The organism is Nocardioides sp. zg-DK7169 (assembly GCF_013155365.1).
Lineage (GTDB): Bacteria > Actinomycetota > Actinomycetes > Propionibacteriales > Nocardioidaceae > Nocardioides.
Genome location: NZ_JABJRA010000004.1, coordinates 1 through 24,542, shown reverse-complemented (window position 1 = coordinate 24,542; position 24,542 = coordinate 1). Strand labels below are relative to the sequence as shown.

Sequence of the window (24,542 nt, the reverse complement as noted above, 5' to 3'; positions counted from 1 at the left end):
CGGCGCGCTCAGCGCCGCCAGGCGCGCAGCAGCGCCCCGCCGGGCTCGTCCTCGACCCGCGGCGAGGCGGTCTGCTCCCACACCCGGCGCCACGGCGCCACGTCCGGTCCCGACGGGTCGGGCGTGGCGCCGTCCGCCGCGCGTCGGCGCGCGTCCCACCAGGTCGTCGCGTCCTCGTCGAGCAGCTGGGCGAGCGCCGCGCGGACCCGTGGCGCGAACTCGCGCACCGACTCTCCCTCAGCGGGCCGCAGCGGCTCGCCGAAGCGGATCGTGAGCCGGCGGCGCCCCGGGCTCGGCCAGCCCTGGCCGCGGGGCATCGCGGCGAAGGTCCCGCGGTGCGCGACCGGCACCACCGGCACGCCGTGGGCGTGGGCCAGCCAGGCCGCGCCCATCCGGAACGGCCCGGTCCAGCCGTCGCGCGAGCGGGTCCCCTCGGGGAAGATCACCAGGCTCCAGCCGTCGGCCAGCACCTCCCCCGGCGTCGCCGCCAGGGTGCCGCCGTGCCGGTCGATCGGGAAGGTGTTGAACAGCAGCGAGGACCCGACCGCGCGCCACCAGGTGTCGAAGAAGTAGTCCGCGGCCGCGGCCACCGCCGTACGCCGCCGCCACTCGGCGGGCAGCGACAGCAGCACCAGCGGGGTGTCGAGGTGGGAGGCGTGGTTGGCGGCGAAGATCACCGGCCCCTCGAGGCGCTCCAGCACGTCCAGGCCCTCGACGCGGGTGCGGACCTGGGAACGGAACAGCGGCTCCAGCCCGCCCTTCTGCGCCACCTCGCGCGCGGCGATCGCCGGCCGGCGGCGCGCCCAGTCGGAGGGGAAGACGCTCGCACGCTGCGCGGGCACCCAGGGCTCGGCGGAGCGCGGGACCTGCGAGCGGCGTCCCCAGCGCCAGCCGCGGGCCACCGTGCGCACGTCGTCGGCGGTGTCGGCGAGGAAGCCCATCAGCGCACGTCCGCGAGCAGCTGCGGCGGGTTGCGCAGGTAGGTGATGGTGGGGCTGCGCCCGACGGTGCCGCTCGCCATCTCCAGCGCGTCGGCGAGCGTGGAGGCCGCGCGGAACCCCAGCCGGGTGGCGGCGCGGCGGTCCGCGCCGACCCAGATCACGTCCCCGACGTGGTCCATCGCGTGCGCCGCCCAGTACCACATGTAGAACGGGTGGACCCCGTGGTAGGCGTGCGAGGTGCGGTAGAGGTGGCGGTACCACTCGTCCTCGGCGAACTGCCGCTCGTACTTCTGCCCGATCACCGCCGGGTCGGTGGACTCGGCCAGCACCTCCTCGTAGAAGTCGACGTAGGAGGGGTGGTGCAGCTGGTGGAACCCCTCGTCGAGCGGGTGGTAGAGGATCACCGCCCCGCCCCGTCGTACGACGGGCTGGTGGAGGTAGGAGTTGAAGTAGTAGCCCAGCCCCATGCAGGTCGCCAGCACCGGGTTCATCGAGCTGTTGACGTTGTAGGGGCCCAGGTACGGCACCCCCAGCACCAGCACGTCGGACTGGCCCTGCACCTCGACCAGCTGCTGGCGGTGCACGCGCTCGAGGGTCTGCGCGTGCACGGCCTCCACCTCCCCGGCGCTGATGCCGGTGAGCCCGTAGCCGCTGCGCAGGTCGTGGAAGACCCGGTGGCGCAGCCGCTGCGGCGCGACGGCCAGCCCGCGCTTGGCCGCGAGCATCGAGGCCTGGTCGCGCACCGACCACTCCCACTCGCGCTTCTGGAAGAAGTCGTAGGGCCGCGGGAAGACGTCGTTGTCGAGGGTCGTCTCGATCTGGAACACCCGCACGTGCTCCTTGATCACCCGCCCCATCCGCCACGCCGAGTGGTGCATGGCGGAGCGGGTGTGGTCCATGAACGAGCGCGACTGCACCATCGTGTGCGCGTTGTGGTGGTGGCGCAGCGAGCGGTACGACGCCAGCCCGATCCCGACCGACTTGTGGCCCCCGTCCATCGCGACCAGGTTGACGTTGACGTAGACCACCAGGTCGGACTCCGCCGCGCGGCGGCTGATCTCGACGTCCTCGCCGTGCTCGGTGGTGCCGAGGTGCGCGAGGCCGTCGGGGTCCTCGGCGTCGAAGTTGGTGAGCAGCCCCTGGGGGTGGAAGGAGCGGAACACCCGCTCCCCCACGATGTGGCGCAGCTCGGCGGGGGTCATCCGCCGGTGCAGCGCGTTGGCCGCGACCAGCGCGACGTCGTCGACGCCCGCGTCGGCGGCGAGGCCGAGCACGTGCTCGATGATCCGGCCGCGGATGTCGGGCGCGCGCATCGGGGGCAGCGGGAGCGAGAGGTCGTCGAAGGCGATGGTGAGCCGCATCCCGGAGTGCAGCAGCGTCGGCAGCGGGTCGGCGTCGACCGGGTGCAGCAGCGCCTCGCGGATCGCCTCGTCCACGTCGGGCACCACCGGCAGCGACTCGGGCGGGTAGACCACCCGGGTGCCGAGCGGGAAGCGCTCCAGGCGGAACCCGAGGCCCTCGTGCACCACGAGCGGCGGGGTGCGGTCGTCGACTTCCAGCACGAATCCGGGTCGGCTCATGAGATCTCCTGCTGCGCGGGCGGGGACGAGCGGGGGTCGAAGGCCACCTTCACCGTGCCGAGGCGGCCGGCGGAGTGCGCGTGGTCGAGGGCCTCGCGCCAGCGGTGGAGGGGATAGCGGGCGACCGCCTCGGACACCTGGGCGAGCACCGGGGCGGTGAGCAGGCCGGTGGCGATCTCGAAGGCGCTGCGCCCCGCCCACGGCCCGCCCGCGGCCGGCTCCTGCGCCGCCGAGGCGTAGCTGCCGACCACCTCGAGCTCGCGGAACCACGCCGCCGAGAGGTCCGCCGGAGCGGGCATGCCGGACAGCACCACGCGGCCACCGGCCCGGGTGGCGTGCAGCGTGGTCTCCAGCGAGCGGCGCGAGCCGACCGCGTCGACCGCCACGTCCACCCCGCCGAGGAGGTACGGCGAGGAGAGTTCCGGCTGCACCTGGAAGGCGCCGGTGGCGCGGCGCACCCGGCGCAGCACCTCCTCCGGCCCGACGACCTCGCTGGCGCCCAGCGCCGCCGCGAGCTCGCGCTGGTGCGGGTGCTTGGCGACCACGAGGAGCTCGCCGGCCGGGGTGAGGGCGCGCAGCGCGTGGGTGGTCAGCAGCCCGACCAGCCCGGCGCCGCTGACCAGCACCCGGTCCTCGGCACGGACCCCGGCCCGCAGCGCGGTGTGCACCGCGCAGGCCATCGGCTCCAGCAGCAGCGCCTGCACGTCGTCGAGGTCGTCGGGGACCGGGTGCAGCTGGCTGCGATGGGCGACCAGCTGCTCGCCCCACCCACCGCCGGTGTCGTGGCAGAACCCGGTCTGCAGCCCGGGCGACAGCGCGCCCACGGTGATCCGCGCGCAGCGGTTGGTGGCGCCCACGGCGCACGACCCGCAGGGCTCCACACCCCGGGCCGCGCAGGTGAGCACCGGGTCGAGCACCACCCGGGTGCCGGCCGGCAGGTCCTCGCAGTCCTCGAGCAGCTCGGCCACGACCTCGTGCCCGGGCACGAACGGCAGCGAGACGACCGCGGAGAAGTACAGCGAGGTCTGCCCCGACAGCATCGCGAGGTCGGAGCCGCAGATGCCCGAGAGCCGGGTGCGCAGCCGCGCCCAGCCGGGCCGGGCGACCCGCGGCGCGTCCAGCGTGGTCAGCCGCAGCGGCGCGGCGTACCCCGACAGGATGCCGGGCAGCCGGGCGCCCACGAGCCGGCCGGCGACGGTGCGCGGCACCGAGCGGAACATCTCCAGGGCGAGCATCACCGGGCACCACCGCTCCCGCCGGCGGGGTTGAGCGAGCGCACCGAGGACGGCGGGCTGGTCCAGTCCACGATCGTCCAGTGCTGGCGGCGCGCGTGCCGGAACAGCGCGACGTCCGGGCGCACCGCGACCGGGTTGCCGACCGCCGCGAGCAGCGGGAGGTCGGAGTGGCTGTCGGCGTAGGCGAAGGAGGCCGCGAGGTCCACGTCGTGCTCGGCGGCCCAGGAGTGCAGGAACGCCGCCCGCGACTCCCCCACCAGCGGCGAGCCCGCGAGGTGGCCGGTGCACACGCCGCGCTCGTCGACGGCCAGCCGGGCGGCCTCGATGTGGTCGAACAGCGGGGCGAGCGGGCGGGTCAGCGGGGCGATGGCGCCGGTGATCAGCACGGTGCGCTGCCCGGCGGCGCGGTGCTGGCGGATCCGGCGCACCGCGTCGGGCGAGAGCCGGGACACGACGTGGGCGGCCAGCTCCTCGTCGACGACCTGCTCGAGGTCGGCCAGGCGGGCCCCGGCGTACTCGCGGTAGACGGTGCGCAGGAAGTCGCTGCGCTGACGCCGGTCGGCCTGCACCAGCGCGGGCACCTTCGCCGCGATCCGGGCCAGCTCGGCGAACCGGGCGCCGGCGGGCAGCTCGCGCAGGCGCATCCACAGGTAGGTCTCGATGACGTTGGAGGAGAGCAGCGTGCCGTCCATGTCGAAGAACGCCGCGGTGCCCGGCTGCTCCCCCACCTCGCGCGCCCGGGTGCGCGCCGTGCGGCCCCTCGCGCGGCGCAGCTCGTCCATCGCCCGCACCGGCTCGGTCACCGCCGGGCAGTGGATCTCCTGCAGGTAGACCCCCCAGTCGATGACGGCGGTGTCGAAGGCGAACCGCTCCCGGTCCTCGGGGGCGAGCGACTCCAGCAGACCCACGGTGGACCGGTCGGAGAAGCGGAGCTCGGCCTGGGCGTACTCGTGGTAGAGGTCGAGGTAGCGGCGCAGGAACGCCAGGCGGCGGCCCTGCTGGTCCAGGCGCCGGGCCAGCTCGCGGGTCCGGTCGCTGCGCGGGGCGTGGCCCAGGACGTAGTCGGCCGCCCGGTGGGCGCGCTCGCTGGTGGTGAGCAGCCGCTCGACCGCCGGCGCGCCGGGGAAGCGCCACTCCGGCAGCCGGGCCGCGCCGCGGTCGCCGGTCGTGAACGGGTGGCGCTCGAAGTATCCGCGGACCTCGGCGTAGAGCACCCCGAAGGTCAGCGGGTTGCGGTCCCCGGAGGTGACGTGGAAGTACGCCGGCGCGCCGGGCGGCGGCGGGTGGGCCAGCACCGCGACGAGCGCGGCCACGACGTGGTCGACCGGGACGATGTCGACGATCGTGTCGACGGCCGCGGGGAACTCCGGGAGCTCGCCGCGTCCGTAGGCGAGGATCAGCGGTTCGGCCATCTTGAAGCCCTCGATCCAGCCGGGGTGGGGCCGGACGAGGGCGGACTCGATGATGCTGGGCCGCACGATCGAGGCACGGTGGGTGCCCGCCCAGCCCTCCACGACCCGCTCCCCGAGCGCCTTGGTGAAGGTGTAGCAGTCGGTCCAGCCCAGGCTGCGGGCCCGCTCACTGCCGATCCGCACCAGCTCCTCGGACACCCATGCGCGCCGCGCCGCCTCCGTGGCCCGCGCGGCCGTGAGCAGTCCGGCGCGGCCGTGCTCGCGCTCGGCCCGGCGGCGCGCCTTGGTGAGGTGCTCGGCGGCGCGCGAGCGCCGCTCGACGTCGGCGCGCTGGCTCAGGCCCCAGTCGAGCTCGGCCGCCAGGTCGACGTCGTGCTCCACCGGTGCCTCCGCGACGTGGCCGCGCCGGCGGCCCGCGACGTACGCCGTGGAGACGTGGACGTAGTGCAACGTGTCGGGGGCGCGCCCCTCGCGCGCCAGCGCCTCGTCGATGCGCGCCAGCAGGTCGCGGGTGCCGACCACGTTGGTCGCGAAGCCCTGGTCGACCGGCGGGTCGAAGGAGACGTCCCCGGCGCAGTGCACCACCGCGTCCAGCCCGTCCGGCAGCGGCGGGGGCGCGGCCAGGTCGCCCTCCAGGACGCCGAGCGTGGTGGCCAGCAGTCGCTCCGCGCCGCCTGCCGCCTCGACGACGTCCGCGAAGATCGGCTTGTCGAGCAGCGCGGCCACCCGGGCCTGCGCGCCCTGCGAGCCCCGCGCACGCACCAGGACCGTCGTGCGACACCCCGGCACCTCGCTCAGCAGCAGGTGCAGCAGCGCCTCACCGACGAAGCCGGTCACCCCGGTGAGGAGCACGTGGCTGCCCTCCAGGCGCGCGGCGAGCGACAGCGGTGAAGACGGCGACTCGGACGACGGCATCGGTCCTCCTGCGGGCTGGCTCCCCAAGGGTGGCGTTCAGCACCGTACGACACCGAAGCGGTCCGTGGGGCCCGCCGCGACCCTGCCGGCGCGCCTGCTTCGAGCAGCGCGCGCGTCGGCGTCCTGCGGTCGACCCCCCCGTAGGCCGACCGTAGGACACCGGACGCTGCCAGCGGCGGCCCCGGGGCAAGCGCTTGCCCGGTCCGCCAGCGGGCGAGGTCCCACAATGGCGCAACTGGCGTACGTTGGTCGACTTGTTTCAACGAGTGATCGAACCGAAATGACTCCCGCGACGGCCGCGGTGTCACGCTGGGGCCATGAACGAGATCGTGGAGTTCGTGCGGGCCCGCATCGCCGAGGACGAGGAGCTGGCCCGCGAGGTCGAGTCCGACGCCCGCCACGGGCGCGACGTCCCGGCCGAGGAGGCCGACCACGTCGCCGTGACCGGGGTGGCGCGGGTGCTCGCCGACTGCGAGGCCAAGCGCGGCCTGCTGGAGCTGGCGGAGGCGGCGGCGGCCGACGGCCTGCCCCGCTACGAGGGCGCGATCCTGCGACGCCTCGCGCAGCCGTACGCCGAACACGCGGACTACCTCGACGCCTGGCGGCCCTGACACGGCCGACCTACCCGAGCCACGAGGCCGGCCGGGTGCTGGGTGGGCGCAGAGGGGATCGAACCCCCGACCACCTCGTTGTAAGCGAGGGGCTCTACCGCTGAGCTATACGCCCGTGCACGTCCGCGGGCACAGACTAGACGAGGCGCCGGGGCCTGCGCGAAGCGGCCGCGTGGCGAGACCCGAGATGGGTGTCGGACCGCCGGTGTCTCGGGTCACCAGCGGTCCGACGCGCCCGATCCTAGGAGCATCCGCCGCCGCCACGGGAGGGTTCGTCCCCATCGGCCCCGGCGGTCTAGTCCGCGGGACCCCATTCCGGGCCAGCGCCTGCGCTCCGGCGTCAGGTGAGCGCGTGCAGCTGGCGCAGGTGCTCGTCGAGGTCGCGCCCGTCGGGCATCGCGTTGTGCACCGACCAGCGCACCAGGCCCTCGCGGTCCACGACGTACGACGAGCGCCGCGGCGCGCCGATCCGCTCGTCGAAGACGTCGTAGGCCCGGCTGACGGCGCCGTGCGGCCAGAAGTCGGAGAGCAGCGGGAAGTTGTGGCCCTCGGTGTCGGCGAACGCGCGCAGCGCGAACATCGGGTCGCAGGAGATCGCGAGGATCTCGGTGTCGAAGGTCAGGAACTCGTCGAGGCGGTCACGCACGCCCGCGAGCTCGCCGGTGCAGACACCGGAGAACGCGTAGGGGTAGAACAGCACCGCCACGGCCTTGGAGCCGCGGAAGGACGAGAGCGTCACGTCCTGGCCGAACTGGTCGCGCAGCGTGAAGTCGGGCGCCAGCCCGCCGAGGGACAGCCCTGCGACGCCCTCCTGGTCGGTGCTCACGACGACTCCTTCCTGACCAGGTCCCGCTTGAGGACCTTTCCTGTGGCGTTGCGGGGCAGCTCGTCGAGCATGACGATCTCCCGCGGGACCTTGAACCTGGCCAGATTCTCCTTCACCCACTCGCGCAGCTGCACGTCGGTCACCTCCGCGGCGTCGCGCAGCACGACGTAGGCGACCAGCCGCTTGCCGTACTCGTCGTCGTCGACGCCGACCGCGGCCACCTCGAGGACCGCCTCGTGGCGCGCCAGGCAGTCCTCGACCTCGCGGGGGAAGACGTTCTCGCCGCCGCTGACGACCATCTCGTCGTCGCGTCCCTCGACGTAGAGCCGCCCGTCCTCGCCGAAGCGGCCGACGTCGCCGGTGGCCATCAGGCCGTCGATCATGTCCTTGCCGCCGCCACCGCTGTAGCCCTCGAACAGGATCGTGTTGCCCACGAAGATCCGCCCCGCGGCGCCGGCCGGCACCGGGCGGCCCTCCTCGTCGTAGATGCGCACGACGGTGCCCCACGGCGGGCGGCCGGCGGAGGTCGGCGCCTCGCGCAGGTCGGCGGGCGTGGCGATCGAGGCGTAGGCGACCTCGGTGGAGCCGTAGATGTTGTAGAGGTGGTCGCCGAAGTGGTCCATCCAGCTCAGCGCGAGGTCGCCGGGCAGCGCCGAGCCCGACGAGGCCACCACCTGCACCGTGGGCAGGTCGTGCGCCGCGAGCACGTCCTCGGGGAGCGCCAGGATGCGCTGGAGCATGACCGGGATGACCACGACGCTCTCGCAGCGCTCGTCGGCGACGGTCCGCAGCGCGTCCTCGGGGTCGAAGCGGCGCCGGAGCACGATCGTGGTGCCCAGCAGCATCGCCAGCGCGAGGTGGGCGTAGCCCCACGTGTGGAACAGCGGCGCCGCGATGTGGGCGCGCCAGCCCTCGCGCAGCGGCATCCGGGAGAGCAGCGAGACCGCGGCGTCGATCCCGGGCTCCTCCCGGGGCGCGGCCTTCGGGGTGCCGGTGGTGCCCGAGGTCAGGATGACGATGCGGCCGTGGCGTCGCGGCGCCTCGAGGTCCTCCCCCAGGTTCGCGGCGACCAGGCCGTCCACGGTGGGGCGGTCGGCCGCGGCGCCGTCCGCGGGCGGCTCGTCGGTCCAGGCGGTCACCCGGACCGGGCCACCGTCACCCAGGAGACCGGCGAACTCCTCGTCGTGGACGAGGACGGCCGGCTGCTCGCGCTCGAGGACCTCGCGCAGCTGCGGGCCGGCGAACGCGGTGTTGAGGTAGAGCGCGTCCGCGCCGAGGCGGTTGACCGCGATCGTGGCCTCGACGAAGCCCCGGTGGTTGCGGCACATCAGCGCCACCGAGTCGCCCTCGCCGACGCCGAGGTCGCGCAGGCCGCGCGCCAGCGCGTTGGCGCGGCGGTGCAGCTCGGCGTACGTCACGGACCCGCGGTCGTCGATGATCGCGACCCGGTCCGGTGCGCGCAGCGCGACGCTCGCGAACCCGCCTGCCGGCCCGGTGCCCCAGCGCCGCAGCGTCGTGACCAGGCCGAGCAGGACCGCCGGGGAGTGCGGGCGGACGATTCCGGAACCGAGCAGCACCCTGGCGGCCGTGGCCGTGGAGGAGAGCCGGGCCGTCAGGGTGTCGAGCACAGGTCGGTTCCTTCGGTCGCCGCGGTCAGGAACGTACGGCCCGGCAGGTCAGGCCGGGGTCTTGGGCGCCACCAGCCGGGTCGCCGCCCAGTCCTTGCTGACGGTCGCCGTCGTGGTCTGCGCGAGACCCGCGATCGGGGCCGCCTCGGCGATGTCGGACGCGTCGACGGCGTTCGGCCTGCCGACCTTCGGGGTCATCAGCCAGATGGAGCCGCCGCCGACGAGATCGGTCAGGGAATCCACCAGGCCGTCGACGAGGTCGCCGTCGTCCGCGCGCCACCACAGCAGCACGGCGTCCACGACATTGCCGTAGTCGCCGTCCACCATGTCGGCGTCGAGGGCGTTCTCGATGGCAACGCGGAGTTCGTCGTCGGCGTCGTTGTCCCAGCCAAGTTCCTGAATGACCATGCCAGCCTTGAAGCCGAGCCGGGCAGCCGGATCGGCGGGGGCGCCTGTCTGGGTGGACCCGCCACCCGCGGTCGAACTCACTGAGGCCTCCAACATCTGTGGACAGGGCTCTCCGGGGTCGGAGAAGCCGGATGTGAGGAGTAGTCCAGCGGAGTCGGGGCCGCTGCGCAAGCCGGTACACGCCACGACCTCGACGAACGGCGTCCCGAGGACCCCTCGACGGGTCTCCGTCCGGCCCCCTCGCAGCCCCCGCCAGGGGCCCGTCCGACCACCCGCGGGCAGGGTCCGCGGCTCCCGGAACCGTCGCTCCGACGGGCTCTCGCACCCCGCACCCTCATCTACTGGGCGGTAGATACCGCGCGCTTCCACGGCGTGGGAACATGGTCGGGTGACCGAGGAAACACCCTTCCCTTCAGGCACTCGCTCCGGCAGCACCCCTTCTGTGATCCACGAGGGACTGCCGACCCAGCTGCCGGACATCGACCCCGACGAGACCGCGGACTGGCTCGCCTCCTTCGACTCCCTCGTCGAGGAGCGTGGCCGTTCGCGCGCCCGCTACATGATGCTGCGCCTGCTCGAGCGGGCCCGCGAGACGCAGGTCGGCGTGCCCGCCCTGCGCTCCACCGACTACATCAACACGATCCCGCCCGAGCGTGAGCCGTGGTTCCCGGGCGACGAGGAGATCGAGCGCCGCATCCGCGCGTTCATCCGCTGGAACGCCGCGGTGATGGTCTCCAGCGCCAACCGCAAGGGCCTCGAGGTCGGCGGGCACATCGCCACCTACCAGTCCTCCGCGAGCCTCTACGAGGTCGGCTTCAACCACTTCTTCCGCGGCAAGGACCACCCCGGCGGCGGCGACCAGATCTACTTCCAGGGCCACGCCTCCCCCGGCATCTACGCCCGCGCCTTCCTCGAGGGCCGCCTGGAGGAGGAGCGCCTCTACCGCTTCCGCCAGGAGGTCCAGCACGGGGCCGGCGCCGGGCTGTCGTCCTACCCGCACCCGCGCCTGATGCCGGACTTCTGGGAGTTCCCCACGGTCTCCATGGGCCTGACGGGCATCAACTCGATCTACCAGGCGCGGTTCAACCGCTACCTGCACAACCGCGGCATCAAGGACACCAGCGACCAGCGCGTGTGGGCGTTCCTCGGCGACGGCGAGATGGCCGAGCCCGAGTCCCTCGGCGCCATCCGGATCGCCGCCCGCGAGGAGCTCGACAACCTCACCTGGGTCGTCAACTGCAACCTGCAGCAGCTCGACGGACCGGTCACCGGCAACGGCAAGATCATCCAGGAGCTGGAGGCCAACTTCCGCGGCGCCGGCTGGAACGTCATCAAGGTCGTCTGGGGCCGCGAGTGGGACGACCTGCTGGCGCGCGACGTCAACGGCGTCCTGGTCAACCAGATGAACAACACCCCCGACGGCGACTTCCAGACCTATTCGGTCGAGGACGGCGCCTACACCCGCGAGCACTTCTTCGGCGCCGACGAGCGGCTGCGCAAGATGGTCGAGCACATGAGCGACGCCCAGATCGCGAAGCTCCCGCGCGGCGGCCACGACTACCGCAAGGTGTACGCCGCGTTCGACGCCGCGACCAAGCACGTCGGTCAGCCGACGGTGATCCTGGCCAAGACGGTCAAGGGCTGGACGATCGACGCCCTCGAGGGCAAGAACGCCACCCACCAGATGAAGAAGCTGACCCCGGAGGACATCAAGCGCTTCCGCGATCGCCTCTACCTCCCGATCTCCGACCGCGACCTGGAGCGCTCCTACGAGGAGACCGGCGCCGCGCCGTTCTTCCACCCCGGCGCCGAGTCCCCCGAGATCGAGTACATGATGGAGCGCCGTCGCCAGCTCGGCGGCTCGGTGCCGCGCCGCGTGCAGCGCGCCAAGCCGCTGACGCTGCCCGGCGACGCGGCGTACAAGGACCTCAAGCAGGGCGGCGGCAAGAACAAGATCGCCTCCACCATGGCCGTGGTCCGCCTGCTCAAGGAATGGATGCGCGACCCGGAGATCGGCAAGCGCCTCGTGCCGATCGCCCCGGACGAGTACCGCACCTTCGGCATGGACGCGATGTTCCCTAGCGCGAAGGTCTACAACCCGGCCGGCCAGCAGTACGAGTCGGTCGACCGCAAGTTGTTGCTCTCCTACAAGGAGTCCAAGCAGGGCCAGATGCTCCACGAGGGCATCTCGGAGGCCGGCGCCGTGGCCTCGGCCACCGCCGCGGGGTCGGCGTACTCGACCCATGGCGAGCCGATGATCCCGTTCTACATCTTCTACTCGATGTTCGGGTTCCAGCGCACCGGCGACTCGATCTGGGCGATGGCCGACCAGCTCGCGCGCGGCTTCCTGATCGGCGCCACCGCCGGTCGCACCACGCTCACCGGCGAGGGCCTCCAGCACGCCGACGGCCACTCCCCGCTGCTGGCCGCGACCAACCCGGCGGTGGTGCACTACGACCCGGCGCACGCCTACGAGATCGCGCACATCATGCAGAACGGTCTCGAGCGGATGTACGGCACCGGCGGGCCCGAGGGCAACGGCGAGAACGTCATCTACTACGTGACCGTCTACAACGAGCCGATCGCCCAGCCGGCCGAACCGGCCGACGTCGACATCGAGGGCATCCTCAAGGGCATGCACCAGACGGCGAAGGCCGAGGGCGAGGGCCCGCGGGTGACGCTGATGGGCTCCGGCGTGGGCTACCCGTGGATCGAGGACGCCGCGCGGATCCTGCGCGAGGACTGGGGCGTGCAGGCCGACCTGTGGTCGGTCACCTCCTGGAACGAGCTGGCCCGCGACGCCGTCGCGGCCGAGGAGTGGAACCTGCTGCACCCCGGCGACGACCCGCGCACCTCCTACGTCGAGGAGCGCCTGGTCGATGTCGAGGGCCCGGTCGTCGCGGTGTCGGACTTCATGCGTGCGGTCCCGCTGCAGATCGCCCGCTGGGTCCCCGGGGACTACCGGGTGCTCGGTGCCGACGGGTTCGGCTTCGCCGACACCCGCCCGGCCGCGCGTCGCTTCTTCCACATCGACGCCCAGTCGGTCGTCGTGCAGGCGCTCCAGGCGCTGGCCGACGCCGGGCAGGTCGACCGCGCCCAGGTGGAGAAGGCGTTCGCGACCTACCGCATCGACGACCCGACCGCGGTCGCCGACGTCGAGCAGGAGGGTGGCGACGCCTGAGGCGTCCCGCTCCCTTGGCTGACCCAGCCTGACCAGGGCCCGTCGCGCCTCGCGCGGCGGGCCCTGTCGCGTTCAACGCGTCCAGGCGTCCGGCGCGTCCGGAGGGCTCAGGTCGGGCCGTCGCCGACCGCACGCAGCGGGCCGGCGCCCGGCGTACCGCCCTCGCGGAGCAGGGCGCGCCAGCGCGCCCGGGAGTACGTCGCGGGCGGCGTGGCGTCGACGAAGTCCGCCAGGATCCGCGCGAAGCGCACCGGGTGGTCCTTGTGCGGGAAGTGCCCAGCGTCCTCGATCACCTCGATCCGGGCCTCCGGGGCGAGGCGGCCCGCGAGCTCGGCGTGCTCCACCGGGATCACGGCGTCCTCGCGGCCCCACACGACCGCCATCGGCAGCGCGCTGGTCAGGTAGGCGCGGTCGGCCATCGTGACGATCTGGCCCTGCCAGTCGACGACCGCGCGGACCACGTGACGCAGCGCGTGGCGGGTGGCCGGGTCGCGCAGCGAGTCGTAGATCGTGGCGACCTCGCCGAGGTCGCGGGCCTGGGGCAGCCCGCTCCCGGCGAGCATCCGCATGCCGACGACGCCGACGTGGCGGATACCGGGCAGGGTGAGCACGCCCATCACCTGGTGGAACCCGGGCGTGGTGACCGCCCGCACGAGGGGTGAGACCTCGGGGCCCAGGCCACCGGGGGCGACCAGCACGAGGCGCTCGGTGCGCTCGGGGAACTGGTAGGCGAACTGCATCGCCACCCCGCCGCCCAGGCTGTGCCCGACCACGGTGACCCGGTTGATGCCGAGCACCGTCAGCAGGTCGCGCATCGCATTCGCGTAGCCGCCCACGCTGTAGTCGGCGCGCGGCTTGTCGGACGCCCCGTGGCCGAGCAGGTCCGGGGCGATGACGGTGTGGCGCAGCGCGAGCTCGTCGATGACCGGGGACCAGGTCGTGTGGTCGCAGCCCATCCCGTGCAGCAGCAGGAGCACCGGCCCGGTGCCGACCTTGACGAAGGCGCGCCGGTGCCCGTGGATCGTCACGGACTGCACCTCGTGCGCCGTCTGCACCACCACCGCCACCACCGTCTCCCCGCCGCTTGCCCAGACTGCCGATTCAACCAGACCGGAGGGTCCGCGGCGGCGCGCCGCGGTCTAGCCTCGGGTCGTGTCCCGTCGCGTCCCCGTCACCGCCCATCCGCGCGCCACCGCCGCCCTCCAGCGGGCGACCGGCGCGCTGAGCACCGCCGCGATGGCCCGCATGGAGACCGAGTACGCCTGGTTCCGCGCGCTGAGCGCCGAGGACCGCTCCTGGGTGGGCGTGATCGTGCAGACCGGCGTCAAGGGGTTCGTGGACTGGTACCGGCGCGACCCCGGCGAGACGCCGGCGCCCGAGGGCTCGCTGCTGGCCGCCTCGATCTTCGGTGCCGCCCCGCGCGCGCTGGCCGGCGTCATCACCCTGCGCCAGACCGTCGACCTGGTCCGGCTCTCGATCGAGGTGGTGGAGTCCAACCTCGACGACCTGCTCGACGCCGAGGACTCCGCCGACGCCCACGTCGCGGTCTCCCGCTACGCCCGGGAGATCGCCTTCGCCACCGCCGAGGTCTACGCCCGCGCCGCCGAGGTGCGCGGCGCTTGGGACGCCCGCCTCGAGGCCCTCGTCGTCGACGCGGTGCTGCGCGCCGAGACCGACGAGGCCATGCTGTCGCGGGCGAGCGCGCTGGGCTGGTCGGCCCGCGGCGACGTGGCGGTGGTCCTGGGCGGCGTCCCCGCACGGCGTACCGAGACCGACCTCTTCGAGGAGGTACGTCGTACCGCCCGCGCCGCCGGGATGGAGGCGCTCTGCGCGGTGCAGGGCGAGCGGCTGGTCGTCGTGCTCGGCGGCGCGCGCGATCCCCGCGTCGGGGCCAGCGCGGTCGCCGACCTGTTCGCCGACGGCCCGGTCGTGGTCGGGCCGGTCGTCAACGACCTCGCCGACGCCCACTCCTCCGCCCGGGCGGCGCTGTCCGCGCACCGCGCCGCGGCCGGCTGGCCCGAGGCGCCGCGCCCGGTGCTGAGCGACGAGCTGCTCCCCGAGCGGGTGCTCGCCGGCGACGGCCACGCCCGCCGGCTGCTGGTCGAGGAGGTCTACCTGCCGCTGGTCCGGGCCCGCGCCGCGCTCGCCGAGACCCTCGCGGCGTACTTCGGCGCCGGGGGCTCGATCGAGGGCACCGCCCGCGTGCTCTTCGTGCACCCCAACACCGTGCGCTACCGGCTGCGCCAGGCCGCCGACCTCACCGGCTTCAGCCCCGCGGACCCCCGCGACGCCTTCACCCTGGAGATCGCCCTCGTCCTCGGCCGGCAGTCCGGACGCACCGCCGCGGAGGAGTGATCCACGCCGCTCGGCGACCGCAGCGGGCCCGTCGGCCCCTCCGACGTCGATTTTTGTAGGGTTCCCACAACACAGCGCCCGACACTTTCGTGAGCGGCGGAGCCGAATCCGGGGCCCGGGACCGGCAGAGTGGTCCGCGTGCTCGTCATCGTTGCTCCCGGCCAGGGCGCCCAGTCGCCTGGCTTCCTGAGGCCCTGGCTGGAGGACCCGACCTTCGCGTCGCGGTTCGACTGGCTCTCCACCGTCGCCGGCATCGACCTGCCCCACTACGGGACCGAGGCCGACGCCGAGGCCATCCGCGACACCCGGATCGCCCAGCCACTGCTGGTCGCCACCGCTCTGGTCGCCGCCCTCGAGCTGTTCCCCCACCCGGCCGACGCGTTCAGCCGCATCGGTGCGGTCGCGGGCCACAGCGTGGGCGAGCTGGCCGCTGCGGCCGGCGCCCGGGTGATCACCGCCGAGCAGGCGATGGTGCTGGTGCGCGAGCGCGGCAACGCGATGGCCGCCGCTGCCGCGGCGACCCCGACCGGGATGACCGCCGTCCTGGGCGGCGACCGCGACGAGGTACTTGCCAAGATCGCCGAGCACGGCCTGACCCCGGCCAACGACAACGGCCCCGGCCAGGTGGTCGCGGCCGGCACCCTCGCCCAGCTCGAGGCGTTCCGCGCCGACGGCCCGGCCAAGGCCCGCCTGATGCCGCTGAGCGTCGCCGGCGCGTTCCACACCGAGCACATGGCCCCCGCGGTCGGGCACCTTGAGAAGCTGGCCCGCTCGGTCTCGGTCCACGACCCGCGCACCCGCCTGATCTCCAACAAGGACGGCCAGATCGTCCACGACGGCCAGCAGGTGCTGCGCCGCCTCGTCGGGCAGATCGCCAACCCCGTGCGCTGGGACCTGTGCCTGGAGACCATGGCCGACCTCGGCGTGACCGGGATCCTGGAGATGCCGCCGGCCGGCACCCTGACCGGCATCGCCAAGCGCGCCCTCAAGGGCGTGGAGACCTTCGCGCTGAAGACCCCCGACCAGCTCGAGGACGCCCGCGCGTTCTGTGACAAGCACGGCGAGGCCAGCCACTTCGGCGCCAGCCCCACCTGGCGGATGGTGGTCTCCCCGGCCAAGGGCACCTTCCACGTCGCCCCCGAGGCCCGCGACCTCGGCGCGCTGCACGCCGGTGCCACCGTCGGCGACGTCGCCAGCCTGCGCGACCGGATCCAGGTGACCGCCGCCCACGGCGGCCAGGTCGTGGAGTGGCTCGTCGAGGACGGCGACCCGGTCTCCCCCGGCCAGCCCCTGCTGCGCCTGCACCCCGAGGGCGCCGCCTGATGGCCACCCTCTCCCCCGCCACCGGCGCGCGGTACGCCGCCATCAAGGGCGTCGGCGCCTACCGCCCGACCCGCGTCGTACCGAACTCCGAGATCGTGGACGCGATCGACTCCAGCGACGAGTGGATCCGGCAGCGCTCCGGCATCGTCTCGCGCCGCTGGGCCTCCCCGGAGGAGACCGTGCAGATGATGGCCTCGGCCGCGGCGCGCCACGCGCTGGCCGACGCCGGCCTCGAGGCCGCGCAGATCGACTGCGTCATCGTCGCGACGGTCAGCCACCTGATGCAGACCCCGGCGGTCGCCACGCTGATCGCCCACGAGCTCGGCACCGAGAACTCCGCGGCGTTCGACATCTCCGCGGCCTGCGCCGGCTTCTGCCACGGCATCGCGATGGCCAACGACATGGTCACCGGCGGCTCCGCCGGCCACGTGCTGGTCATCGGCGTCGAGCGGCTCTCCGACATCACCGACACCACCGACCGCGGGACGGCGTTCATCTTCGCCGACGGCGCCGGCGCGGCAGTGGTCGGCCCGAGCGACACCCCCGGCATCGGCCCGGTGGTGTGGGGCTCCGACGGCGAGCAGTTCGACCTGATCCGGCAGCGCGAGGACTGGCGCGACGTCCTCACCGCCGACGAGCCGCTGATGCCGCACCTGACGATGCAGGGCAACCCGGTGTTCCGCTGGGCCTCCTTCGCGATGGCGAAGATCGGCCAGGAGGCGCTCGAGCGCGCCGGGATCACCGCCGACGAGCTCGACTGCTTCGTGCCCCACCAGGCCAACATGCGCATCATCGACGCCCTGGCGCGCACGATGAAGCTGCCCGCCACCGTGCGCATCGCGCGCGACATCGCCGAGATGGGCAACACCTCGGCCGCCTCGATCCCCCTCGCCCTGCAGCGCATGCGCGCCGAGGGCGAGGCCCGCTCCGGCGACACGGCGCTCTTCATCGCCTTCGGCGCCGGCCTCGCGTACGCCGCGCAGGTCGTCGTCGTCCCCTGAGCCGCCCATCCGGGCCGCACCACCCGCACGACCCCGCAGCACCCGCACGACCCACAGCACCATCCATCAGCACGACCACGACCAAGGAGAAGCCCCATGGCCACCACCGAAGAGATCCGCTCCGACCTCGCCGAGATCGTCAACGAGGTCGCCGGCGTCGACGCCGCCGACGTCCAGCTCGACAAGTCCTTCGTCGACGACCTGGACGTCGACTCGCTCTCGATGGTCGAGGTCGTCGTGGCCGCCGAGGAGAAGTTCGGCGTCTCGATCCCGGACGACGAGGTCAAGAACCTCAAGACCGTCGGTGACGCCGTCGCGTTCATCGAGCGCGCGCAGGCCTGAGCCACCCCACCCCAACGATCAGGAGCCAACACACGATGAGTCGAACCCGAGTCGTGGTCACCGGCCTCGGCACCACCAGCCCGCTGGGCGGCGACGTGGCCAGCACCTGGGAGGGCCTGCTCGCCGGGCGCTCCGGCGTGCGTCACCTCACCGAGGAGTGGGCCGCCGACCTGCCGGTCAAGATCGCGGGTCGGATCGCCGTCGAGCCGACCGACGTCCTCGAGCGGGTCAAGGCCCGCCGCCTGGACCGTTCGGCGCAGTTCGCCCTGGTCGCGGCCATGGAGGCATGGCGCGACGCCGGCCTGGAGAACGCCGTCCAGGACCACGGTCTTGACGGCGACCGGGTCGGCGTCGCGATGGCGTCGGGCATCGGTGGCGTGACCACCCTGCTCGACAACTACGACACCCTCAAGGCCAAGGGCCCGCGGCGGGTCTCCCCGCTCGCGGTCCCGATGCTGATGGCCAACGCCGCAGCCGCGAACATCAGCCTCTACGTCGGCGCCCGCGGCGCCGTGAACACCCCGATCTCGGCCTGCGCGTCGGGCAACGAGGGCATCGCGATGGCGATCGACCAGATCCGCCTGGGCCGCGCCGACGTCGTCGTCGCCGGCGGCACCGAGGCCGCGATCCACCCGCTGCCGATGGCGGCGTTCGCCAACATGATGGCGCTGTCGAAGAACGACGGGGACCCGAGCACCGTGTCGCGTCCCTGGGACACCGCACGCGACGGGTTCGTCCTCGGCGAGGGCGCCGGCGTACTCGTGCTGGAGTCCCTCGAGCACGCCCAGGCGCGCGGCGCCCGGATCTACGCCGAGGTCCTCGGGGCCGGCATCACCGCCGACTCCCACGACATCGCCCAGCCGGACCCGGAGGGCCGCGGCGGCTCGCGCGCCATCCTGCGCGCGCTGGCGGAGTCCGACATCGACCCCTCCGCGATCAAGCACGTCAACGCCCACGCGACCTCCACGCCGCTCGGCGACATCGCAGAAGGCCTGATGCTGCACGCCACCCTGGGCGCGGGCATCGACGACGTGGTGGTCACCAGCACCAAGTCCATGACCGGTCACCTGCTCGGCGGCGCGGGCGCCCTCGAGGCGGTCGCGACCGTGATGGCGCTGCACGAGCGGGTCAGCCCGCCCACGATCAACCTGGACGACAAGGACCCGAAGGTCGACCTGGACATCGCCACCACCGCTCGCCCGCTCCCGCAGGGCGACATCGCGGCGCTGAACAACTCCTTCGGCTTCGGCGGCGCCAACGTCGCCGTCGCGTTCGGGAGCTTCTGATGACCGTCGCCCCCGCCCCCACCACCTCGCGCCCGGCGAAGCTGCCGCGCGAGGAGGACCCGCGCCACCCGCTCAAGCGGCTCACCGCGCTCCTCGATGAAGGCACGCTGGAGCTGATCAGCCCCGACGACGACTCCGGGATGCTCGCCGCCATCGGCCACGTCGACGGCGCCCCCGTGGTCGCCTTCTGCTCCGACGCCACCGTGATGGGCGGCGCGATGGGCGACCTCGGCTGCCGCGTGGTCGTCGACGCCTACCACCGCGCGATGACCGACCGGGTGCCGATCATCGGCCTGTGGCACTCCGGCGGCGCACGCCTCGCCGAGGGCGTGCTCTCGCTGCACGCCGTCGGCCGGATCTTCCAGGTGATGACCCAGGCCTCGGGCAAGATCCCGCAGGTCTCGGTCGTCCTCGGCCCGGCGGCGGGAGGCGCGGCGTACGGCCCGGCGCTGACCGACGTGGTCATCCTCGGCCCCGAGGGTCGGATCTTCGTGACCGGCCCCGACGTGGTCCGTTCGGTCACCGGCGAGGACGTCGACATGCTGCGCCTGGGCGGTCCCGAGCCGCACGGTCGCCGCTCCGGTGTCGTGCACGTGCTCACCGACTCCGAGGCCGAGGCGCTCGAGCGCGCCCGGGCGATCTCCAGCCTGCTGGGCGCCCAGGGCAGCCTGCGCGTCAGCGACGTGGAGGACCGCGACCTGGAGGCGCTGCTCCCGGAGTCGCGCAAGCGCGCCTACGACGTGCACCCGCTCGTGGAGGCCGTGCTCGACGAGGGCTCGGTGCAGGAGCTGCACACCCGCTGGGCGCCCAACGTGGTCACCGCGCTGGGCCGCCTCGGCGGCCGCACCGTCGGAGTCGTGGCGAACAACCCGCTGCGCCTGGGCGGCTGCCTGGACTCCGCGTCCGCGGAGAAGTCCGCGCGCTTCGTGCGGATGTGCGACGCCTTCGGCGTCCCGCTGGTCGTCCTGGTGGACGTGCCCGGCTACCTGCCCGGCGTCGGGCAGGAGTGGGACGGCGTCGTCCGCCGCGGCGCGAAGCTGCTGCACGCGTTCGGCGAGTGCGTGGTCCCCCGCGTCACCCTGGTCACCCGCAAGACCTACGGCGGCGCCTACATCGCGATGAACTCCCGCTCGCTGGGCGCCACCAAGGTGCTCGCCTGGCCGGGCGCCGAGGTCGCCGTCATGGGCTCGGTCGCCGCCGTGCGCATCCTGCACCGACGTCGCCTGGCCGAGGTCGAGCCGGACCTGCGCACGCAGGTCGAGAACGAGCTCGCCGCCGAGCACGAGCGCATCGCCGGCGGCGTCGAGCGCGCCGTCGAGATCGGCGTCGTCGACGAGGTCGTCGAGCCCAGCACGACCCGCTCCGCGATCGCGCTCGCCATCGACGCGGCCGTCCAGGCCGACGGCGTACGCCGCGGGGCGCACGGCAACATCCCGCTCTGACGCACGCGCCACACGGGCGCAGCCCCACGACGAAGGGCCCCACCACCAGGTGGGGCCCTTCTCGCGTGCCGGGGACCAGCACCGGTCAGCACCGGGTCGTCGCGGCGTAACGCCTGCCACCCGAGGCCGTTGGACATGACGTGGATCACACGCACGGAAGCGGCACCACCACCACACGGCTCGGCGCGATCGCCAGCGCGCCGGTCATCCTGGCCCTGCTCGCGACCGGGCTCACACTCGCCACACCGGGCCCCGCCCACGCCCACCGGGCGGACTGGGGGAAGATCGCCCGTCCCGACGGCGTGCTGCGCCGCGGCTGCCACGACTACGCCTACCGCTACCGTTTCACCCCGCCCGACGGCGACTGGGCGGTGGAGACGTTCCTCATCGGGCCCGGCGGCCGCCCACTCGCCTCGGACGTGCTCATGTCGGGGCACGACGAGACCCGCGGGCGCACCTGGTTCCGCCTGTGCCGCACCGGCACCCGGCCGGGCCGCTTCCGGATCAAGGGGAAGATGACGATCCAGAACGGCCCGCTCGAGGCCGAGTCGGGCTGGGTGCTCCCGGCACGCTTCCGGCTGCGTCGCCCCTGACCTCAGGAACGACGCCGGCCGGGGGTCCTAGACGACCTGGTGCAGCCAGCGCACCGGCGCGCCGTCGCCGGCGTGGCGGAACGTCTCGAGCTCGTCGTCCCACGGCTTGCCGAGCAGCTTGTCGATCTCCACGAGCACCGTCGTCTCACCGAGCGCGGCCTTGACCACGGCCGCCTTGAGCCGGTCCTCGGGGATCATGATGTCCCCGTGGATGCCGGTGACGGCGTGGAACACCCCGAGCTCGGGGGTGTAGGAGTAACGCGCGCCCTCCGTGGCGGAGGTCGGCTCCTCGGTGATCTCGAAGCGCAGCTGGTTCCAGCCGCGCAGCGCCGAGGCGATGGCGGCGGCGGATCCCGTCGCACCGGTCCACGAGAGCTCGGCGCGATAGGTACCCGTCTGCGCCGGCTGGGGAGTCCAGTCCAGGCTCACGGGCACGCCAAGGACACCACCGACGGCCCACTCGATGTGCGGGCACAACGCGGACGGCGCGGAGTGGACGTAAAGTACGCCCCTCGTCGTCGAACGGGTGGCAGTGCGTGCGGTCACGGTGACCTCCTTCTTCTCCGGCGCGAGCTACGCCTTCCCCAGCGGTCTCGTCATGGAGGAGAGATCAGTCGTGTGTGACAGATGTTCGGTTGTCGCACCATTGTGGCGCATGAGGCCGCTGCGCACCAGTGTGACGCGCGTGCGTGTCGCGATCGCCGTCAGGAGGCGGCGCCCGCGGACACCACGTTGGTGCCGTCGCGCACCGCACCGAGCAGCAGGCCCGGCCCCGCCGGCGGCCGGAGCTCGTCGGGGACCTCCACGACGTCCAGCACCGCGCAGGTGATGTTGTCGCGCCCGCCGGCGGCCAGGGCCGCCTCCACCACGGCGGAGACCACGTCGGCCGCCTCCCCGTCGAGGAGGCCGGCCAACGTGGCGTCGTCGAGGAGGTCGCTCACGCCGTCGGTGCACAGCACCAGCCGGTCCCCGGCCCGCACCTCCACCGCGAGGACGTCGAGCCCGGAGTCGGCGGGGTCGCCGTCGAGCGCCCGCAGCACGACCTTGCGCCACGGGTGGGTGGCCAGCACCGCCGCCGAGACGCGCGGCGTACGGCGCAGCTGCTCGAGGTAGGTGTGGTCGGTGGAGACCTGCTCGAGGGTCCCGCCACGCCATCGGTACGCGCGGGAGTCACCCATGTGCCCCAGGACGACGCGCTCGCCGTCACACGCCAGGAGGGTCACCGTCGTCGCCATGCCGAGCCGGTTGAGGTCGCGCTGGACGGCGAGCCGTACGGCGGCGCGAGCCGCGTCGGCCGCGGCGACCACCCGATCCTCCAGGCACCCGACGCCGCCACCGCCAGCCGGAGCAGCCGTCAGGGATGCGCGCCAGGACGCGACGAGGGCATGCACCGCGGTCGCGGAGGCGACCTCACCGGCCGCGGCTCCCCCGACCCCGTCGGCAACCACGGCCAACGTGCGACCGACGTAGCCGGCGTCCTCGTTGTGCACCCGCACCAGGCCGACCTCACTCGCGCCTGAGCCCGCGAAGCGGAGCATGGACCCTCCTCCTGCCGATCGTGAGTACAGCGTTGCCTGATCGGCGCGGTCAACCCCCGCCGGTTCCGTGCGTGCCCTACGCTCCGGGCCGTGGACTCCCCCGCGCCCCTGGCCCTGAGCAGCAGTCCCCGCGTGCGGCTCGCACTGTCGGTCGTCGGCGTCGCCGCCCTCCTGGGCGCCGTCGCGTGGTACGTGAACAGCCCGGCGGCCCTGCCGACCTCCAAGGAGGCCGTGGTCGCCTCCACGCCCGCCGGCACTCCCGTGCACGTGGGCGTGTTCGGCGCGGGCGCGGACTTCGACCGCTCGCTGACGATGAGCGGCGTGCGGGTCCGGGTCGTCTCGGACGTGCCCGTGGAGGTCGAGCCGCTGCTGTGCCGTCATGGCTCGTTCCGGGTGACCACCGATCCGCTCGCGTTCTGCGAGGAGGTGCTCGACAGCGAGGACGTCGAGTTCGGGGCGGGCGACACGGTCGCCCTGCGGGTCAGCGGCACCGAGCCCGGGACCGTCCGCATCGAGCCGGTGCGCCTGGCCTTTGCCGAGGGGCTCCAGCGGGGCGTGCGCACCGCCGGAGCCTCCAGCCAGGTCACCCTGCTGGCCCGCTGATCAGTCGGCGAGCCGCTTCTCGAGCGCCTCGGCGCGGTCGGCGGCGTCGGTGATCTCCTCGCTGTCGATCGCGTTCGTGCGGTGGAACCACGCGAGCGCGTCGGAGTAGCGGCCGGCGGCCTCGAGGGTGTCGGCGTACGCGTAGCGCAGCCGGACGACCCAGGAGGCGCGGGTCTTGTTGTTGAGCGGCGCCAGCTCGAGCGTGCGCAGCGCGGCGTCGAACTGTCCGAGGTCGCGGCGCGCCCCGGCCTCGACGATCGTCATCTCGGCCTTCGCCTCGGGGACGAAGTTCACCACCGACGGGCTCTTGGCGAGCTTGAGCGCCTGCTCGGGCTGGCCGAGGGCGCGGTGGCAGTCGGCCATGATCGGCAGGTACGCCGTGGCGCCGTTCATCCGCTTGGCGGCGCGCAGCTCGGCGAGCGCCTCCGCGTAGTGCCCGGCGGCGTAGGCGGCCTCGCCCACGGCCTCACGCACGACGGCGAGCCGGGCGGCGCGGGCGCGCGCGGCCATCGCGTGCTGGTAGGCCAGCTCGGGATCGGTGTCGATGAAGTGGCCGGCCGCGACCAGGTGGCGCGCGATCCGGGCCGCGAGCTTCTCCGGAAGGCCCTTCAGCTGGGCGCCGACGGCACGGTCGAGCTCCTGGCCCGTGATCTCCGGCGGCAGCTCGGGGCCGTCGTAGCGGGCCTGGTCACCGGTGCGCGGACCGCGCTCGGCGCCGCGACCCTCCGAGCGCCCGCCGCGGTCGGGACGACCCCCACGCTCGGGGCGCCCGCCACCACGGGGCCGGTCGCCACCACGCTCGGGACGACCACCGCTGCGGGGGCGGTCGCCACCACGCTCGGGACGGTCACCGCTGCGGGGGCGGTCGCCACCACGCTCGGGACGGTCACCGCTGCGCGGGCGGTCGCCACCACGCTCGGGACGGTCGCTGCGCTCGTAGCGGCTGGATCCGCTGCCCTGGGGCTTCGAGCCGCCGCTCTGGGGCTTCGAACCGCCGCGCCCGCCGCTCTGCGGCCGGCCGCTGGAGGGCTTGCCACCCGAGGGGCGACCGCCGCGTCCGGGTCCGTCGCCCTCGGGGCGCTGGTTTCGTCGCTGGTCAGCCATGATGATCTGTGCTCCTGGGTCTGGCGCGGGACGCCGAATTCTATGACGAAATGCACGTAGGGGCCACCAGATGGTGGCCCCTACGGAATTTTTGTCCGGCGGCGTCCTACTCTCCCACAACCTCTCGGTTGCAGTACCATCGGCGCTGAAAGGCTTAACTTCCGGGTTCGGGATGGGACCGGGTGTTTCCCTTTCGCTATGGCCGCCGTAACTCTATC

Annotated in this window: 21 protein-coding genes, 1 tRNA gene and 1 rRNA gene; 10 read left to right on the top strand and 13 right to left on the bottom strand. The window is 73.6% G+C overall.

Annotated features, from left to right (window positions below; all coding sequences use genetic code 11):
* Positions 1-8 precede the first annotated feature (8 nt).
* Genes HOQ23_RS07090 through HOQ23_RS07075 form a run of 4 tightly spaced genes read right to left on the bottom strand, consistent with a single transcriptional unit; the run spans position 9 to position 6,083 of the window.
* Positions 9-941, bottom strand: coding sequence for a lysophospholipid acyltransferase family protein (locus tag HOQ23_RS07090; RefSeq protein ID WP_172213261.1), 933 nt, complete (start codon positions 939-941; stop codon positions 9-11).
* Positions 941-2,521 carry a lactate racemase domain-containing protein gene (locus HOQ23_RS07085; protein ID WP_172213260.1) on the bottom strand — a complete coding sequence of 527 codons (1,581 nt, stop codon included), beginning with the start codon at positions 2,519-2,521 and terminating at the stop codon, positions 941-943. The genes HOQ23_RS07090 and HOQ23_RS07085 overlap by 1 nt, the downstream gene beginning before the upstream one ends.
* On the bottom strand, positions 2,518-3,756 hold the full coding sequence (locus HOQ23_RS07080; RefSeq protein ID WP_172213259.1) for a zinc-binding dehydrogenase: 1,239 nt from the start codon (positions 3,754-3,756) through the stop codon (positions 2,518-2,520). The genes HOQ23_RS07085 and HOQ23_RS07080 overlap by 4 nt, the downstream gene beginning before the upstream one ends.
* On the bottom strand, positions 3,756-6,083 hold the full coding sequence (locus tag HOQ23_RS07075) for an HAD-IB family hydrolase (RefSeq protein ID WP_172213258.1): 2,328 nt from the start codon (positions 6,081-6,083) through the stop codon (positions 3,756-3,758). Before HOQ23_RS07075 ends, HOQ23_RS07080 begins: the two co-directional genes overlap by 1 nt.
* A 317-nt stretch (positions 6,084-6,400) precedes the next feature.
* Between HOQ23_RS07075 and HOQ23_RS07070 the strand changes: the two genes are divergently transcribed.
* Positions 6,401-6,694: a DUF6221 family protein gene (locus HOQ23_RS07070; RefSeq protein ID WP_172213257.1), complete on the top strand. Its 294-nt coding sequence runs from the start codon at positions 6,401-6,403 to the stop codon at positions 6,692-6,694.
* 43 nt (positions 6,695-6,737) lie between these two features.
* Here the strand turns inward: HOQ23_RS07070 and HOQ23_RS07065 are convergent.
* The 4 genes from HOQ23_RS07065 to HOQ23_RS07050 form a co-directional block, all read right to left on the bottom strand.
* Positions 6,738-6,809, bottom strand: a tRNA-Val gene (locus HOQ23_RS07065).
* A gap of 225 nt (positions 6,810-7,034) precedes the next feature.
* Positions 7,035-7,520 carry a peroxiredoxin gene (locus tag HOQ23_RS07060; protein ID WP_172213256.1) on the bottom strand — a complete coding sequence of 162 codons (486 nt, stop codon included), beginning with the start codon at positions 7,518-7,520 and terminating at the stop codon, positions 7,035-7,037.
* The gene (locus HOQ23_RS07055; RefSeq protein ID WP_367650414.1) at positions 7,517-9,148 is read right to left on the bottom strand and encodes an AMP-binding protein; all 1,632 of its coding nucleotides are present in this window, start codon (positions 9,146-9,148) and stop codon (positions 7,517-7,519) included. The genes HOQ23_RS07060 and HOQ23_RS07055 overlap by 4 nt, the downstream gene beginning before the upstream one ends.
* A 48-nt stretch (positions 9,149-9,196) precedes the next feature.
* The gene (locus HOQ23_RS07050; protein ID WP_367650413.1) at positions 9,197-9,637 is read right to left on the bottom strand and encodes a DUF3052 domain-containing protein; all 441 of its coding nucleotides are present in this window, start codon (positions 9,635-9,637) and stop codon (positions 9,197-9,199) included.
* Positions 9,638-9,998: 361 nt separating this feature from the next.
* On the opposite strand from HOQ23_RS07050, the gene aceE reads away from it, so the two are divergent.
* Positions 9,999-12,737 (top strand): pyruvate dehydrogenase (acetyl-transferring), homodimeric type, encoded by a 2,739-nt coding sequence (aceE, locus tag HOQ23_RS07045; RefSeq protein WP_367650412.1) that lies wholly within the window; start codon positions 9,999-10,001, stop codon positions 12,735-12,737.
* A gap of 107 nt (positions 12,738-12,844) precedes the next feature.
* On the opposite strand, the gene HOQ23_RS07040 is transcribed toward aceE, so the two are convergent.
* Positions 12,845-13,798 (bottom strand): alpha/beta fold hydrolase, encoded by a 954-nt coding sequence (locus tag HOQ23_RS07040; RefSeq protein WP_367650411.1) that lies wholly within the window; start codon positions 13,796-13,798, stop codon positions 12,845-12,847.
* A 91-nt stretch (positions 13,799-13,889) separates the two neighbouring features.
* Here HOQ23_RS07040 and HOQ23_RS07035 point away from each other — a divergent pair, with 91 nt between their 5' ends.
* From HOQ23_RS07035 to HOQ23_RS07005, 7 genes are all read left to right on the top strand, one after another.
* Complete coding sequence (locus HOQ23_RS07035; RefSeq protein ID WP_367650410.1) at positions 13,890-15,092, top strand: PucR family transcriptional regulator; 1,203 nt, start codon at positions 13,890-13,892, stop codon at positions 15,090-15,092.
* A gap of 138 nt (positions 15,093-15,230) precedes the next feature.
* A complete protein-coding gene (locus tag HOQ23_RS07030) occupies positions 15,231-16,415 on the top strand; it encodes an acyltransferase domain-containing protein (protein WP_172213250.1) in 1,185 nt (394 codons plus the stop codon).
* A complete protein-coding gene (locus HOQ23_RS07025) occupies positions 16,415-17,416 on the top strand; it encodes a beta-ketoacyl-ACP synthase III (RefSeq protein WP_172213248.1) in 1,002 nt (333 codons plus the stop codon). The genes HOQ23_RS07030 and HOQ23_RS07025 overlap by 1 nt, the downstream gene beginning before the upstream one ends.
* Positions 17,417-17,512: 96 nt before the next feature.
* Positions 17,513-17,758: an acyl carrier protein gene (locus tag HOQ23_RS07020; protein WP_172213246.1), complete on the top strand. Its 246-nt coding sequence runs from the start codon at positions 17,513-17,515 to the stop codon at positions 17,756-17,758.
* A 35-nt stretch (positions 17,759-17,793) separates the two neighbouring features.
* Complete coding sequence (gene fabF / locus HOQ23_RS07015) at positions 17,794-19,044, top strand: beta-ketoacyl-ACP synthase II (protein WP_172213244.1); 1,251 nt, start codon at positions 17,794-17,796, stop codon at positions 19,042-19,044.
* Positions 19,044-20,486, top strand: coding sequence for an acyl-CoA carboxylase subunit beta (locus HOQ23_RS07010; RefSeq protein ID WP_172213242.1), 1,443 nt, complete (start codon positions 19,044-19,046; stop codon positions 20,484-20,486). Before fabF ends, HOQ23_RS07010 begins: the two co-directional genes overlap by 1 nt.
* A 140-nt stretch (positions 20,487-20,626) precedes the next feature.
* On the top strand, positions 20,627-21,079 hold the full coding sequence (locus HOQ23_RS07005) for a hypothetical protein (RefSeq protein WP_172213240.1): 453 nt from the start codon (positions 20,627-20,629) through the stop codon (positions 21,077-21,079).
* A gap of 27 nt (positions 21,080-21,106) precedes the next feature.
* On the opposite strand, the gene HOQ23_RS07000 is transcribed toward HOQ23_RS07005, so the two are convergent.
* Both HOQ23_RS07000 and HOQ23_RS06995 read right to left on the bottom strand, forming a co-directional pair.
* Complete coding sequence (locus tag HOQ23_RS07000; protein WP_172213238.1) at positions 21,107-21,625, bottom strand: DUF3145 domain-containing protein; 519 nt, start codon at positions 21,623-21,625, stop codon at positions 21,107-21,109.
* A 158-nt stretch (positions 21,626-21,783) separates the two neighbouring features.
* Positions 21,784-22,617: a PP2C family serine/threonine-protein phosphatase gene (locus HOQ23_RS06995; RefSeq protein WP_172213236.1), complete on the bottom strand. Its 834-nt coding sequence runs from the start codon at positions 22,615-22,617 to the stop codon at positions 21,784-21,786.
* A 90-nt stretch (positions 22,618-22,707) separates the two neighbouring features.
* Between HOQ23_RS06995 and HOQ23_RS06990 the strand changes: the two genes are divergently transcribed.
* Positions 22,708-23,220: a hypothetical protein gene (locus HOQ23_RS06990; RefSeq protein ID WP_172213234.1), complete on the top strand. Its 513-nt coding sequence runs from the start codon at positions 22,708-22,710 to the stop codon at positions 23,218-23,220.
* Here HOQ23_RS06990 and HOQ23_RS06985 read toward each other — a convergent pair whose 3' ends face one another.
* A complete protein-coding gene (locus tag HOQ23_RS06985; RefSeq protein WP_172213232.1) occupies positions 23,221-24,324 on the bottom strand; it encodes a tetratricopeptide repeat protein in 1,104 nt (367 codons plus the stop codon).
* A 93-nt stretch (positions 24,325-24,417) separates the two neighbouring features.
* Positions 24,418-24,534 (bottom strand): 5S ribosomal RNA (gene rrf, locus HOQ23_RS06980).
* Positions 24,535-24,542 lie beyond the last annotated feature (8 nt).